Origin of the sequence: Micrococcus sp. Mcc28, assembly GCF_024519775.1 — a bacterium.
Taxonomy (GTDB): domain Bacteria; phylum Actinomycetota; class Actinomycetes; order Actinomycetales; family Micrococcaceae; genus Micrococcus; species Micrococcus luteus.
Window position 1 is genome coordinate 21803 of sequence record NZ_JALJRH010000019.1, and the last position, 14195, is coordinate 35997.

Genomic DNA, 14195 nt, shown 5'->3' on the forward strand with positions numbered 1-14195 from the left:
CACGCCGGACGACGCTCCCCGTGGACGGCGTCGCCCGGCACGCGCATCGGACACACCCCCTGCCCTCGGCGGGACTGTTGTGTATACACTGGCGGCATGCGAGCGAGTGAGCGGGCGTACCAGGCCCTGAGGGCGGAGATCCTCGACTGGTCCCTCCCTCCGGGCGCGGGCCTGGGCGAGGTGGAGCAGGCCGAGCGCCTGGGCATCTCGCGCACCCCTCTGCGCGAGGCGCTCTCCCGCCTGGTGGCCGACGGCCTGGCCGAGCAGGCCCCGGGCCGGGGCATCGTCGTCGCCGACCTGTCCCTCGAACAGGCGGACCAGCTGTTCGACCTGCGCATCGCCCTCGAGTCCCTCCTGGCGCGCCGGGCCGCGCAGCGGGCCACCCCGGAGGCGGCCGAGCGGTTCACGGTCCTCGCGGGCCGTTTCCAGGAGGCCGAGGCGGCCCTGCGCGGCGGGACCGACCCGGCGGACTACTACGCGATGACGGCCGAGCTGGACAGCCGGCTGGACGAGGCCGCCGCGAACCCCTACCTCGTCTCCACCCTGCGCACCCTGCGCCTGCACCTGGCGCGCCTGCGCCGACTGGCCGCGGACGACCCGGCCCGCCTCGCGGCCTCCGCCGCGGAGCACGCGGACATCGCCGACGCCGTCGGCTCGGGCGCCGCAGACCTCGCGGAGGCGACCACGCGGGTCCACCTGCACCACGCCTTCCACCATCTGACCCGGCGCGGCCGCGCCGAGGAGACCCCGACCCTGCTGACCCCCACCGAAGGAGACCGACCATGAAGAACCATCACGTGCGCGTGCACCGCTCCGAGGAGAACCTCGAGCGCAAGGACCAGCTGGCCTGGAAGCTGGCCGAGGTGGCCGTCGACGACGTCGAGGTGCTGCCCGAGGTCGAGGAGATGATCATCAACCGGATCATCGACAACGCCTCCGTCGCGGTCGCCTCGCTGAAGCGCGGCCCGATCGTCGCCGCCCGCGCCCAGGCCCTGTCCCACCCGGTCTCCACCGGCGGTGCGGGCGCCTCCGTGTTCGGTGTGGAGCAGAAGGTCTCCCCCGAGTGGGCCGCATGGGCCAACGGCGTGGCCGTCCGCGAGCTGGACTACCACGACACGTTCCTGGCCGCCGAGTACTCCCACCCGGGCGACAACATCCCGCCGATCCTCGCCGTCGCCCAGCACACCGGCCGCTCCGGCAAGGACCTGATCCGCGGCATCGCCACCGGCTACGAGATCCAGGTGGACCTCGTGAAGTCCATCAACCTGTACGGCCACAAGATCGACCACGTGGCCCACATCGGCCCCTCCGCCTCCGCCGGCATCGGCACCCTGCTCGGCCTGGACACCGAGACCATCTTCCAGGCCATCGGCCAGGGCTTGCACACCACCACCGCCACCCGCCAGTCCCGCAAGGGCGAGATCTCCACGTGGAAGGCCCACGCCCCGGCGTTCGCCGGCAAGATGGCCGTCGAGGCCGTGGACCGCGCCATGCGCGGCCAGACCTCCCCCGTCCCGATCTACGAGGGCGAGGACGGCGTGATCGCCTGGCTGCTGGACGGCCCGGACGCCTCCTACGAGGTGCCGCTGCCCGAGCAGGGCGAGCCCAAGCGCGGCATCCTGGACACCTACACCAAGGAGCACTCGGCCGAGTACCAGGCCCAGGCCTGGATCGACCTGGCCCGCAAGCTCCACAGGGAGCACCCGGAGGCCACCGACCCGGCGAACGTCGAGTCGGTGCTGATCAAGACCTCGCACCACACCCACTACGTGATCGGCTCGGGCGCCAACGACCCGCAGAAGTACGATCCGACGGCCTCGCGCGAGACCCTCGACCACTCGATCCCCTACATCTTCACCGTGGCCCTGCAGGACGGCTCCTGGCACCACGTGGACTCCTACGCCCCCGAGCGCGCCCAGCGCGAGGACACCGTGGCCCTGTGGCACCGGGTGACCACCGTGGAGGACCCGGAGTGGACCCGCCGCTACCACTCGCTGGACCTCGCGGAGAAGGCGTTCGGCGGAGCGGTGGAGATCACCCTCAAGGACGGCACCGTCATCACCGACGAGATCGCCGTGGCCGACGCCCACCCGCTCGGCGCCCGGCCGTTCGCCCGCGAGCAGTACATCCAGAAGTTCCGCACCCTGGCCGAGGGCATCGTCTCGAAGGAGGAGCAGGACCGCTTCCTGGCCGCCGCCGAGCGCGTGGCCGAGCTGCAGCCCGGCGAGCTGGACCAGCTGAACATCCTGGCGGACCCGGCGTTCCTGTCCGAGGCCGACCTCGCCGCCGCCCCGAAGGGCCTGTTCTGATGCTGTACTCGACGAAGACGGCCGAACAGAAGCGGATCGACCTGCGGCAGACCCTGAAGCAGGGCGGCGCCCAGCAGTTCCCGGGCGCGTTCACCCCGCTGACCGCCAAGCTGATCCAGGAGAAGGGCTTCCCCGGGGTGTACATCTCCGGCGGCGTGCTCGCGAACGAGCTGGGCCTGCCCGACGTCGGGCTGACCACGCTCACCGAGGTGGCCGTGCGCGGCGGGCAGATCGCCCGCCTCACGGACCTGCCGTGCCTCATCGACGCGGACACGGGCTTCGGCGAGCCGATGAACGTGGCCCGCACGGTGCAGGAGTTCGAGAACGCCGGCCTGGCCGGCTGCCACATCGAGGACCAGTTCAACCCCAAGCGGTGCGGCCACCTCGACGGCAAGAACATGGTGGAGCTCGACACCGCGGTCAAGCGCATCGCCGCCGCCGTCCATGCCCGCCGGGACCCGAACTTCCTCATCATGGCGCGCACCGACCTGCGTGCCGTGGAGGGCCTGGACGCCGCGATCGCCCGCATGAAGGCGCTCGTGGAGGCCGGTGCGGACGCGATCTTCCCGGAGGCCCTGAAGGACATCGGCGAGTTCGAGACCGTGTGTCGCGAGCTGGAGCCCCTCGGGGTCCCGGTCCTGGCGAACATGACCGAGTTCGGCAAGTCCGAGCTGTTCACCCGCCGGCAGCTGGCCGACGCCGGCGTCGCGATGGTGATCTACCCGGTCACCCTGCTGCGCTCCGCGATGGGCGCCGCCGAGCGCGTGCTCCACGCCATCAAGGAGGAGGGCACCCAGCAGTCGCAGGTGGAGCAGATGCTCACCCGCGCCCGCCTGTACGAGCTGGTGGACTACGAGGGCTACAACGCCTTCGACACGGGCATCTTCAACTTCGACGTGCCCACGCTCGACATCGGCGCCAACCACGCCGACCTCTGACCCGTCACCGGGCCCGCCCGTGCGCGGGCGGGCCCCACTCCCCGAGGAGGGACACCATGACCGAGACCGAGATCAAGAAGGGCCTGGCCGGCGTCGTCGTGGACACCACGGCGATCTCCAAGGTCAACCCGGAGACGAACTCCCTGCTGTATCGCGGCTATCCCGTGCAGGACCTGGCCGCGCAGCTTTCGTTCGAGGCCGTCGCGCTGCTGCTCTGGACGGGTGAGCTGCCCACGGACGAGGAGCTGACCGCGTTCGAGCGCTTCGAGCGCACCCACCGTGCCCTCGACCCGAAGGTGAAGCAGGCCATCGACCTGCTGCCCACCGACTGCCACCCCATGGACGTCGGCCGCACCGCCGTGTCCGTGCTCGGCGCGAACCACCCGAAGGCGGAGGACTCCTCCCCCGAGGCCGAGCTGGAGAAGGCCCAGGCGCTGTTCGCGGCGTTCCCGGCCGTCGTCGCCTACGACCAGCGCCGTCGCCGCGGCCAGGAGGTGGTGGAGCCGCGTGAGGACCTGGACTACTCGCAGAACTTCCTGTGGATGACGTTCGGCGAGGAGGCCGCCCCGGAGGTCGTGGACGCGTTCCGCGTCTCGATGGTGCTGTACGCCGAGCACTCGTTCAACGCCTCGACCTTCACCGCGCGCGTGATCACCTCGACGCTCTCCGACCTGCACTCGGCCGTGACCGGTGCGATCGGCGCGCTCAAGGGCCCGCTGCACGGCGGCGCCAACGAGGCCGTGATGCACACCTTCGACGAGATCGGCATCCGGAAGGAGGAGTCCCGTGAGGACGCCGCCGCCCGAGCGAAGGCATGGATGGAGGACGCCCTGGCCCAGAAGAAGAAGGTCATGGGCTTCGGCCACCGCGTCTACAAGAACGGCGACTCCCGCGTGCCCACCATGAAGGCCGCACTGGACCGGATGATCGAGCACTACGGCCGCGAGGAGATGCTCGGCCTGTACGACGGTCTGGAGCAGGCCATGGACGAGGCCAAGCAGATCAAGCCGAACCTCGACTACCCCGCCGGCCCGACGTATCACCTCATGGGCTTCGACACCGAGCTGTTCACGCCGATCTTCATCGCCTCACGCATCACCGGCTGGACCGCCCACATCATGGAGCAGCGCGCCGCGAACGCGCTGATCCGCCCGCTCTCGGCCTACGACGGCCCCGAGCAGCGGGAGCTGCCGGCGGGCTGAGCCTCGTGAGGGGCGGTCGGGGCGACTTGTCGGAGGTGTAGACGCAGATCACCTCCGACACGTCGCCCCATTCGCTCGCGGCGCGGTGCCGCGTGCACGACGACGGCGGGTCGCCCCGGGTGGGGCGGCCCGCCGTCGTCGTGTCGTCATCGGTGCGACGCCCTCGCAGAGTGGTCACGACACGCCGCGTGCCGGGCGCGGCGACGGCGTGTCGTGACCACTGTGTCGGGCCGGTCGTCGGCCCCTCAGCGCCGGGCCGCCGCGTCGGCGCGGCGGGCCAGGCCGGCGGCGACGAGGCCGGCGAACAGCGGGTGCGGGCGGGTCGGCCGGGAGGAGAACTCCGGGTGGGCCTGCGTGGACACGTAGTACGGGTGCACGTCCCGGGGCAGCTCCACGAACTCCACGAGGGCGCCGTCCGGGGAGGTGCCGCAGATCGCGAGACCGGCCTCCTCGAGGCGGTCGCGGTAGGCGTTGTTCACCTCGTAGCGGTGGCGGTGGCGCTCGGTCACCTCGGTGGTGCCGTAGGCCTCGGCCACCACGGAGCCCGGGCGCAGGGTCGCGGGGAAGGCGCCCAGGCGCATGGTGCCGCCGAGGTCCCCCTCGCCGGCCACGATCTGCTCCTGCTCGGCCATGGTGGCGATCACGGGCGAGGCGGTCTCCGGGTCGAACTCGGTGGAGTCCGCGTCCTCCAGGCCGAGGACGTTGCGGGCGTACTCGATGACCATGGACTGCAGGCCCAGGCACAGACCCAGCGTCGGGATCCGCTGCTCGCGGGCGTGCCGCAGCGCGCCGAGCTTGCCCTCGAGCCCGCGCACGCCGAAGCCGCCGGGCACACACACGGCGTCGACGTCCGCGAGCGCCACCGCCGCGCCCTCGGGGGTGGCGCACTCGTCCGCGGCCACCCAGCGGATGCCCACCTTGGCCCGGTGGGCGAAGCCACCGGCGCGCAGCGCCTCGGTGACGGACAGGTAGGCGTCCGGCAGGTCCACGTACTTGCCCACGAGCGCCACCGTGAGCTCGTGCTCCGGGTGGTGCACGGCGTCCATGAGGGCATCCCACGCGGTCCAGTCCACGTCCTTGAACTTCAGGTCCAGGGACTGCACCACGTGGGCGTCGAGGCCCTGGTCGTGGATGACGCGGGGGATGTCGTAGATGGAGGGGGCGTCGGCGCAGTTGACGACGGCGTCCTGCGGGACGTCGCACATGCGGGCGATCTTGCCGCGGACATCGTCGGGGACGGCCCGGTCCGAGCGCAGCACGATCGCGTCCGGCTGGATGCCGATCGAGCGCAGGGCGGCCACGGAGTGCTGGGTGGGCTTGGTCTTGAGCTCCTGCGAGGGGCCGATGTACGGCACGAGGGAGACGTGCAGGAAGAAGACGTCGTCGCGGCCGACGTCCTGGCGGACCTGGCGGGCGGCCTCGAGGAAGGGCTGCGACTCGATGTCGCCGACGGTGCCGCCGATCTCCGTGATGATCACGTCCGGGGCGGGGCGGTCGCCGCGGGGCTCCGCGGGCAGGCGCATCCGGCGGCAGATCTCGTCGGTGATGTGCGGGATGACCTGGACGGTGTCCCCGAGGTACTCGCCGCGGCGCTCGCGGGCGATCACGGTGGAGTACACCTGGCCGGTGGTCACGTTGTCCAGGCCGTCGAGGTCCTCGTCGAGGAAGCGCTCGTAGTGGCCGATGTCCAGGTCCGTCTCGGCGCCGTCCTCGGTGACGAACACCTCGCCGTGCTGGAACGGGTTCATGGTGCCCGGGTCCACGTTGAGGTAGGGGTCGAGCTTCTGCATCACCACCCTGAGCCCGCGCGCCTTGAGCAGGTGGCCGAGCGAGGAGGCCGTGAGCCCCTTGCCGAGGGAGGAGGCGACACCGCCGGTCACGAACACGTGACGGGTGACGCGCGTGGACGTCTGAGTACGAGAAGTTCGTTTCACCACGGATTTTGAGCGTATCAGGTGCGGGGCTCAGCGCGCGCGCGGATGCGCGGCGGAGTAGACCTCGCGCAGGGAGTCCACGGTGACGAGGGTGTACACCTGCGTGGTGGTCACGGACGCGTGCCCGAGCAGCTCCTGGACCACGCGGACGTCCGCGCCGCCGGCCAGCAGGTGCGTGGCGAAGCAGTGGCGCAGGGTGTGGGGCGAGACGTCCGCCTCGAGGCCGGCGCGCTCGGCCGCCCGCTTCAGCACGGCCCACGCGGACTGCCGGGAGAGCCGGCCCCCGCGGGCGTTGACGAACAGGGCGGGCGTGGAGCGTGTGACTCCCGTCATGATCGTGGGCCGTCCCCGCACCAGCCATGCGTCGAGCGCGGCGGCCGCGTAGGAGCCGATCGGCACCACGCGCTCCTTGGACCCCTTGCCGAACAGGCGGACCACGGGCTGGCCGCCGTCGTCCCCGGTCTGCGCGAGCCCCACCACGTCGTCGACGTCGAGGCCGACCACCTCGGAGATGCGGGCGCCGGTGCCGTAGAGGAACTCGAGCAGCGCGCGGTCCCGCAGTCCGGCGGGGGTGTCGACGGGCACGGCCTCCAGCAGCGCCGTCACCTGCTCCACGGGGAGCGCCTTCGGCAGGCGGTCGCCCGGCTTCGGCGGGTGGACGTCGCGGGCGGGGTCGGCGGGCGTGAGTCCCTCGAGGGCCCAGAACCGGTGCAGGCCGCGCACGGCCGCGAGCACGCGGGCCGCCGAGCGGACCGCGAGGGGCCGCCCGCCGTCCTCGCCGGTGCCCAGCGCCCGCAGGAAGCCGGAGACGTGGCCGGGGTCGACGTCGGCGGGGGCGCGCACCCCGTGGGCTTCGAGCCAGCGGCGGTAGCGCTCGAGGTCGCGGCGGTAGGCGGCCAGCGTGTTCGCGGCGAGGCCCCGCTCGACGGCCAGGTGCTCCAGGTGGCGGCGGAACGGGGCCGCGAGCGCGGACTCCGCGCCCCGGCCCCCACGGCTCCCACGGGCCTCGGCCTCGCCGCTCCCCCGGGCGGCCGGGTCGGTGCTCACGCGGGCCAGTCCGCCCCGGGGCCGTGGCGGTCCGGGACGAAGGGGGCGTCCACGGGGCGCAGGCGCCGCCACCCCTGGGCGCGGTGGGCGCACAGGGCGAGGATCGCCACGACCGTGGAGGGGTTGTGCACGCGCCCATCCAGGACGGCGTCGGTCACCTCGTCGACGCCGACCCACACGAGCGGCATGGCGGCCTCCTCGTCCTGCCGGGTGTGCCGCTCGCCGTCGGGGATCTCTTCGATCTGACGGGCCAGGAACACGCGGATCGCCTCGCTGGAGCCGCCCGGGGTCGTGTAGTAGTCGACGAGGGTGTGCCACTCGCGGGCGCGCAGGTCGGCCTCCTCGGCCAGCTCACGGACGGCGACCTGGTGGAGGTCCTCCCCGTCCACGTCCCGCAGGCCCGCCGGGATCTCCCACAGCTCCATGCCCACGGGGTGGCGGTACTGGCGGACGAGGGCCACCTGCTCGCGGGGGCCGGTGGTGGTGAGCTTGGTGCGGACCGCGAGGATCGCCACGGCGCCCGGGTGCACCATCAGCTCCCGGGTCAGGGGATCCTGGGACTTGTCCGCCGGGTCCAGGCGGAACGACTCCCGGGCGATGTCCCACACTCGGCCTTCGTAGACGGTCTTCGACTTCTTCACCGGGCGGGGGACGTGCAGGTCGCGCAGGGGCGAGCGTCCCGCGGACGCGGGGATCTCAGGCATGGGGCGATCCTTTCATGTCGGGGCGGCGTCCGCGGACCGGGTCAGCCGCGTTCGCGGGCGGAGGACTCGAGCAGCTCCCGGGCGTGCTCGCGGGCCGCCGCGGAGTCCCCGTGCCCGGCGAGCATGCGGGCGAGCTCCTCGACCCGTTCGTCGGCCGTCAGCGTCACGACGTCGGAGGTGGTCACACCCGCGGCCGGGTCCGAGTTCTTCTCCACCCGCACGTGCCGGTCCGCGTAGGCGGCGACCTGGGGCAGGTGCGTCACGGCGATGACCTGCACGTGGCGGGCGAGCCGGGCCAGGCGGGCCCCGATCCGCACGGCGGCCTCACCGCCCACGCCGGCGTCGACCTCGTCGAACACGAAGGTGGGCACCGGGTCCGTGGCGGCCAGGACCACCTCGAGGGCGAGCATCACGCGGGAGAGCTCGCCGCCGGAGGCGCCGCGGCCCAGGGGCCGGGGCTCGACACCCGCGTGGGGGCGCAGGGCGAGCGTGACGTCCTCAGCGCCGTACGGGCCGAGACCGTCCCCGGCGACCGGCGTCAGTCCCACGTGGAACGAGGCGTCCGGCATGAACAGGGCGTGCAGCTCCTCGGTCACCGCGGTCTCGAGCCGCTCGGCGGCCGCGGTGCGCAGGGCGGTGAGGGTCGCGGCCCGTTCGCGCAGCGCGGCGTCGAGCCGGTCGACCTCCGCCTCGAGCTCCTCGAGGCGGCCGGAGTCGCCCTGCAGCTCGTCCAGGCGCGGACGCTGGGTCCGGGCCCAGTCGATCACGTCGGCGAGCTCCGGCCCGTAGAGCCGCTGCAGTCGTGTGAGCTCGGCCAGCCGCGACTGGGCCGCGTCGAGGTCGGAGGCCGCGTCGGCGTCCAGGTCAGCGGTGTAGCGGGCCAGGTCGCCGGCGATGTCCGTGAGCACGACGGCGGCCTCGGCCAGGCGCGCGGCCGCGGCGGCGAGCTCGGGGTCGTCGCCGGGGGCGGCGAGCACGGCCTGCTGCGCCGCCTCCACGAGGCTGACGGCGCCGGGGGTCTCGTCCATCGTGTCCACGTCGGGGCCGGCCAGTCGGGCGTGTGCCTCCCCGGAGGCGGCGCGCAGCTCCTCGACGTCCTCGAGCCGGCGGATGAGAGCCCGCAGCTCCTCGTCCTCGCCCTCCTGCGGCTCGGCGAGGTCGATCTCCTCGAGCGAGCGCTGGAGCGCCTCGGCTTCGCGGGCCCGCTCTTGGCGGTGGGCGGTGAGCTCCTCGCGCTCCCGACGCGCGGCGGTCCAGGCGGCGTGGTCCGCGCGGTAGGCGCGCAGGGCCGCGGCGAGCTCGGCGCCGCCGAACGCATCGAGGGCGTGCCGCTGGGCGTCGGCGCCCTGGAGGCGGACCTGGTCGTTCTGGCCGTGCACGGCCACGAGGGTCGCCCCGATCTCGGCGAGCAGGCCGACGGGCACGGTCCGCCCGCCGGCGGCGGCGCGCGAGCGGGTCCCCTCCCCGGACGCCGTGACGCTGCGGCTCAGGACGAGCTCCCGGACGCCCTCGTCGGCCTCGTCCAGCACGGCCCCGGCGTCCTCGGCGAGGGCGAGCGCGGCGTGCGCCTCGGGCAGGCGGACGCCGGCGTCCACGACGGCACGGGACGAGCCCCGGCGGACCGCGCCCGCGTCGGCGCGAGCGCCGAGCAGCAGGCCCAGGGCGGTGACCACCATGGTCTTGCCGGCGCCGGTCTCGCCGGTGACGACGGTGAAGCCGGGGTCCAGGTCCACGGTGGCCTCGCCGATCACGCCGAGCCCCGAGATCCTCAGATGGTCGATCATGCGTCCTCCCCGGGGTGACGCGCCCCGCGGTCGCGGTGGCGCTGGATGTCCGCGGGCGAGAGCACCGACAGCGGCATGGTGGCCGGTTCGACGACGTCGGGACGCGGCCCCGCGTGCCGCGGCTCGACGGTCTCCACCGCGTGGAGCACGCCCGCCCGCTCCTGGGCGGTGACGGGGCCGCGCCAGCCGTCCGTGGGCAGCCGGAACTTGCGCACGAGCCGTTCCGCGAAGGGCGTCGGGTTGAGACGGGCCAGGCGCACCGGCTCCGCCGACCGGGACACCTCGATCCGGGCCTGCGGCGGCAGTTCGACGGTGCGCCGGCCGTCACACCACAGCACACCGGTCTCGCGGGTGCGGGTGAGCACGTCCACGCCGATCGTGGAGCGCGGACCCACCACGAGGGGGCGGGTGAACAGGGCGTGGGCGCTGATGGGCACGCACAGCAGGGCCTCCACGGAGGGCCACACGACGGGGCCCCCGCCGGAGAAGGCGTAGGCGGTGGAGCCGGTGGGGGTGGCCAGGACGACGCCGTCGCAGCCGAAGGCCGTCAGCGGCGAGTTGTCCACGGAGACGACCACCTCGAGCATCCGCTCCCGGTGGGACTTCTCCACGGAGGCCTCGTTGAGGGCCCACGTGCGGGCCACCTCGCGGCCCTCCACGAGCACGACGACGTCCAGGGCCATGCGCTCGATCACCACGTAGGACTCCGAGGCGATCGCCTGGACGGTGCGGTGCAGGTCGGTGCGCTCGGACTCGGCGAGGAAGCCGACGTGGCCCAGGTTCACCGCCAGCAGTGGCACGTTGTGGCCGCGGACGAAGTCGGCCGCCCGCAGCACCGAGCCGTCGCCGCCGAGGACGAGGCCGAGGGTGATGTCCTCGAGCTCGCAGTCGACCCCGAGGGCCTCCGGCGCGAACTCCGGGGGGTCCCCCGCGGCCGCGCGGATGGCGGCCACGTCCTGTTCGAGCATGACGCTGACCAGGCCCTCCTCCGCGAACATGCGGGTGGCCTGCAGCGCCGCGCTGATGGCGTCCTCGCGGCCCGTGTGGGTCAGGACGAGGACACGACGTCCGGGGGTGTAGGGCATGGTTCCTTCCGCGAGCCGGGGTGCCGGGCACTGCGCTCCAGGATAGCCACGAGATCGGACACGCGAACCGGTGGCCCCGCGCCCGTGGACGGGCGGCGCCCCCCCGGACGCGGGTCAGGACCAGTCGATGTGGGCGCCCCGGACCCACCCGGCGGCGCGCTCGTCGGCGGGCGTGGCCGGGCTCGTCCTGCCGGCCGGGTCGTCGGCCGCGGTGGCGTCGGGGCGGTGGAGCCGCAGGAAGAACTCGGCGTTCCCGTCCTGGCCGGCCAGGCCGGATCGGGTGAGGCCGCGGGGGGCGAGGCCGGCGCCCAGCGCGGCCGCGGCCACCCCGGCGACGGCGTCGCGGCGGGCGTCCGGATCGGTGACGACGCCGGAGCGCGGCAGGGCGCGCCGCCCGACCTCGAACTGGGGCTTGACCATGAGCAGCAGCTCCGCGCCGGGTCGGCACACGCCCGCGAGCGGGGCGAGGACGAGGCGCAGCGAGATGAAGGACAGGTCGGAGACCACCAGGTCCACCGGACCGTCGATGTCCTCGGCCGTGAGGTCGCGGACGTTGAGCCCCTCGCGCACGAGGACGCGGGGGTCGGCCTGGACGGGCGGGGCCAGCTGGTCGTGGCCCACGTCGACGGCGGCCACCCGTTCGGCGCCCCGCTCGAGGAGGACCTGGGTGAATCCGCCGGTGGAGGCCCCGGCGTCGAGCGCCCGGCGGCCGGCCACGGCGACGTCCGGGAATGCCTCGAGCGCGCTGACGAGCTTGTGGGCCGCACGGGAGACGTACCGCGGGCCCGGGTCGCGCAGGCGCAGCGTGGCGTCGGCGGCCACGCGGTCGGAGGGCCGGCGCACCGGGCGGCCGTCGAGGAGGACCTGCCCCGCGCGGATGAGCGCCGCGCCCTCCGTGCGGGAGCGGGTCAGGCCCCGGGCGGCCAGGGCGACGTCGGCGCGTGCGGTCTCAGCCACGCCGTGGGTCCGCGGAGCCCTCGGCCCCACCGGCGAGCAGAGCGGGCAGGTGCGCACGGACCCACGTGGGCCGGTCCGGCCCGGGGGCGGCGGCCGCGGTCTCGCGCGTGTCGATGCCGGTCAGGACGAGCACCGTGTCGAACCCCGCCGCGTTGCCGCCGCGGATGTCCGTGTCCAGGCGGTCGCCGACCACGAGGGGACGGGCCAGGCCGAGGGCCTCGGCCGCCGTCCGGAACAGTCGTGGCTCGGGCTTGCCCGCCGCGACGGGCGCGGTGCCGGTGGCCCGGCCCACCGCCTCGACGAGGGCCCCGTTGCCGGGGGCGATCCCCTCCGCGCGCGGGATCGAGGTGTCCAGGTTGGTGGCGACCCAGGTGGCCCCGGCGCGCACGGCGTACGCCGCCTCCGCCAGATCGGCCCAGCCGAGACCGGGGTCGAAGCCCTGGATCACCGCGTCGGGGCGCTGCGCCGCGGACGCGACCACCTCGTAGCCCCGCTCCTCGACCACGGCGCGCAGGTACGCCGAGCCGACCACGAGCACCCGGCCGGTGCGGCGGCCGAGCGTCTCCTCGAGCAGGTCGACGCCCGCCGGTGCGGAGCCGAAGACCTGCCCCGCCTGCGCGGGCACCCCGAGCGTGCGGAGATGCTCGGCCACAGACTCCGGCGCGCGGGAGGCGTTGTTCGTCACGAACCCGACCGGCACGCCCCGTTCCTGCAGCGTCGACAGCGTCTCGACCGCCCCGGCGATCGCGCCGCCTCCGGCGTAGACGACGCCGTCCAGGTCGCAGAGCAGCCCGTCGTGACCGGCGAAGAACGTGGCGCTCACCGCTCGTCTGCCTCCGGGGCCTCGAGGGCGTCGAACAGCGACAGCTGGTTCGGGTCGACCTCGTCCGGCGCGTCGACGGCGGCCGGCGGCTCCGTGGCGGCCTCCGGCTCCTCGGCCGGGGATCCGTCCGCCGTCGGCTCCGCACCGGCCTCGGCCGCATACCGCTCGTGGCGCCGTTCGCGGGGGGACGGGCGGCGGTCCCGGGGGTCCTCGACCGGCTCGGTGTCCACGTCGATGATCTCCGGGTCCGCGAACCCGCCCACGCCGAGGGCCTTCTCCGCGACGCGCACGGCACGCGCCCAGAGCCGAGCCTCGTCGCGGCGCCCCAGGGCGAGCAGCACGTCGGCCTGGCGCTGGAACAGCCGGGGAGAGAAGGGGTAGCCGCGCCGCCGGTCCAGTTCCGGGATCTGCAGGGCCTCATGGGCACCCTGAAGGTCGCCGGCGTCCTCGCGGATGCCGGAGACGACCATGGCCAGCTCGGCCCGCGCCGCCCGGTCCAGACGCGAGGCATCCACCTCGGCGGCCAGCTGCAGGGCCTTCTCCGTGCGGCCGAGGGCACGCTCGCTATCCACCTGCGCGGCGATGTGGGTGTCATCGCCCGTCATACGCCGGTAGGTGCGGAACTCGCGCAGCGCGTCGGCGTACTCCCCCGCCGCGTAGGCGGTGAGCGCGACTGCCTCGCGCACGCGTGAGAGGCGGCCGCCCTTGCGGGACGCGGCGAGGGCGTGCTGGAACGCCAGCGCCGGGTCGACGTCCAGGTAGCGGCCGGCCATCACGAGATGCTTGGCGACCCAGCTGGCAGGACGCTCGTCAAGGCCGTTGATCTCCTTGAGCGTGCCGCGGTCGAGCTCCTGGCCCGTCACGTCCGGGTCGATGTCCGGAGAGCGCTCCTGGTCCGCACGATTCGCCGCTCGGAGGTCACCGGGATTGTGCGCGGGTCGTTCGGCGCGGTCCTCGCGACGAGGGCCCGTCGGCGCACCGCGGCGCTCGGGGCGTCCGCCCCCCTGGCCCGGGCCGCGCCGCCGGTCCTCGTGAGGCCCGCCGGAGCGGCGCCGGTCACCGGCACCGCTGCGAGGACGTCCGTCGCGGTCACCACCACGACGCCGGCCATCACCGCCACCACGGGGCCCGCGGCCCTCGGATCCGCGGTCCTCGCGGCGCTCTCGGGGGGTGTCCTCAGCCATGGTGTCCTTCCTGGGCGTCACGCCGCGACGGTCCGCGGGAACGCGGTCTCTGTTCCTCATGTGCCGGCCTCGCGGCCGGGTCCTCAGGGGACCAGGCTAGTGCCCGGAGCCTGTGGCAGACCGTCCTTGCGGAGAAAACAGTCCAGAAATGCGGGAAGGGCCTCGCACCAACGGTGCGAGGCCCTCCCTCAAAGAATGTCCGGCGGCGACCTACTCTCCCACAACCTC

The 14195-nt window shown here is 74.1% G+C and carries 12 protein-coding genes; 4 read left to right on the plus strand and 8 right to left on the minus strand.

Features of this window, described 5'->3' with window-relative positions:
* Nucleotides 1-96 precede the first annotated feature (96 nt).
* Genes NR073_RS09790 through NR073_RS09805 form a run of 4 tightly spaced genes read left to right on the plus strand, consistent with a single transcriptional unit; the run spans nt 97 to nt 4449 of the window.
* Nucleotides 97-786 carry a GntR family transcriptional regulator gene (locus NR073_RS09790; RefSeq protein WP_020628108.1) on the plus strand — a complete coding sequence of 230 codons (690 nt, stop codon included), beginning with the start codon at nt 97-99 and terminating at the stop codon, nt 784-786.
* Nucleotides 783-2309 carry an MmgE/PrpD family protein gene (locus NR073_RS09795; RefSeq protein WP_036315722.1) on the plus strand — a complete coding sequence of 509 codons (1527 nt, stop codon included), beginning with the start codon at nt 783-785 and terminating at the stop codon, nt 2307-2309. The genes NR073_RS09790 and NR073_RS09795 overlap by 4 nt, the downstream gene beginning before the upstream one ends.
* Nucleotides 2309-3247 (plus strand): methylisocitrate lyase, encoded by a 939-nt coding sequence (gene prpB / locus NR073_RS09800; RefSeq protein WP_036315724.1) that lies wholly within the window; start codon nt 2309-2311, stop codon nt 3245-3247. The genes NR073_RS09795 and prpB overlap by 1 nt, the downstream gene beginning before the upstream one ends.
* Nucleotides 3248-3303: 56 nt before the next feature.
* Complete coding sequence (locus NR073_RS09805; protein WP_044659885.1) at nt 3304-4449, plus strand: bifunctional 2-methylcitrate synthase/citrate synthase; 1146 nt, start codon at nt 3304-3306, stop codon at nt 4447-4449.
* 245 nt (nt 4450-4694) lie between these two features.
* Here the strand turns inward: NR073_RS09805 and NR073_RS09810 are convergent, their stop codons facing one another.
* The 8 genes from NR073_RS09810 to NR073_RS09845 all read right to left on the minus strand — a co-directional run bounded on the left by NR073_RS09810 (nt 4695) and on the right by NR073_RS09845 (nt 13646).
* Nucleotides 4695-6404 (minus strand): CTP synthase, encoded by a 1710-nt coding sequence (locus NR073_RS09810; protein ID WP_080695883.1) that lies wholly within the window; start codon nt 6402-6404, stop codon nt 4695-4697.
* A 9-nt stretch (nt 6405-6413) separates the two neighbouring features.
* Nucleotides 6414-7430, minus strand: a complete 1017-nt coding sequence (xerD, locus tag NR073_RS09815; protein WP_036315732.1) for a site-specific tyrosine recombinase XerD — start codon at nt 7428-7430, stop codon at nt 6414-6416.
* Nucleotides 7427-8134: an NUDIX hydrolase gene (locus NR073_RS09820; protein ID WP_044659884.1), complete on the minus strand. Its 708-nt coding sequence runs from the start codon at nt 8132-8134 to the stop codon at nt 7427-7429. The genes xerD and NR073_RS09820 overlap by 4 nt, the downstream gene beginning before the upstream one ends.
* Nucleotides 8135-8175: 41 nt before the next feature.
* Entirely contained in the window at nt 8176-9918 is a 1743-nt protein-coding gene (recN, locus tag NR073_RS09825; RefSeq protein ID WP_036383274.1) for a DNA repair protein RecN, read from the minus strand.
* Nucleotides 9915-11003 carry an NAD kinase gene (locus tag NR073_RS09830; RefSeq protein WP_036383271.1) on the minus strand — a complete coding sequence of 363 codons (1089 nt, stop codon included), beginning with the start codon at nt 11001-11003 and terminating at the stop codon, nt 9915-9917. Before NR073_RS09830 ends, recN begins: the two co-directional genes overlap by 4 nt.
* Before the next feature lie 114 nt (nt 11004-11117).
* Nucleotides 11118-11960, minus strand: a complete 843-nt coding sequence (locus NR073_RS09835; protein WP_135101190.1) for a TlyA family RNA methyltransferase — start codon at nt 11958-11960, stop codon at nt 11118-11120.
* Complete coding sequence (locus NR073_RS09840; RefSeq protein ID WP_051995271.1) at nt 11953-12783, minus strand: HAD-IIA family hydrolase; 831 nt, start codon at nt 12781-12783, stop codon at nt 11953-11955. Before NR073_RS09840 ends, NR073_RS09835 begins: the two co-directional genes overlap by 8 nt.
* Nucleotides 12780-13646 carry a hypothetical protein gene (locus NR073_RS09845; protein ID WP_256748789.1) on the minus strand — a complete coding sequence of 289 codons (867 nt, stop codon included), beginning with the start codon at nt 13644-13646 and terminating at the stop codon, nt 12780-12782. Before NR073_RS09845 ends, NR073_RS09840 begins: the two co-directional genes overlap by 4 nt.
* Nucleotides 13647-14195: the final 549 nt, after the last annotated feature.

Excerpts from the sequence above, each read along its gene's own strand:
- NR073_RS09790 (WP_020628108.1), top strand. The coding sequence starts at position 97 with ATGCGAGCGAGTGAGCGGGCGTACCAGGCCCTGAGGGCGGAGATCCTC.
- NR073_RS09795 (WP_036315722.1), top strand. The coding sequence starts at position 783 with ATGAAGAACCATCACGTGCGCGTGCACCGCTCCGAGGAGAACCTCGAG.
- prpB (WP_036315724.1), top strand. The coding sequence starts at position 2,309 with ATGCTGTACTCGACGAAGACGGCCGAACAGAAGCGGATCGACCTGCGG.
- NR073_RS09805 (WP_044659885.1), top strand. The coding sequence starts at position 3,304 with ATGACCGAGACCGAGATCAAGAAGGGCCTGGCCGGCGTCGTCGTGGAC.
- NR073_RS09820 (WP_044659884.1), bottom strand. The coding sequence starts at position 8,134 with ATGCCTGAGATCCCCGCGTCCGCGGGACGCTCGCCCCTGCGCGACCTG.
- recN (WP_036383274.1), bottom strand. The coding sequence starts at position 9,918 with ATGATCGACCATCTGAGGATCTCGGGGCTCGGCGTGATCGGCGAGGCC.
- NR073_RS09830 (WP_036383271.1), bottom strand. The coding sequence starts at position 11,003 with ATGCCCTACACCCCCGGACGTCGTGTCCTCGTCCTGACCCACACGGGC.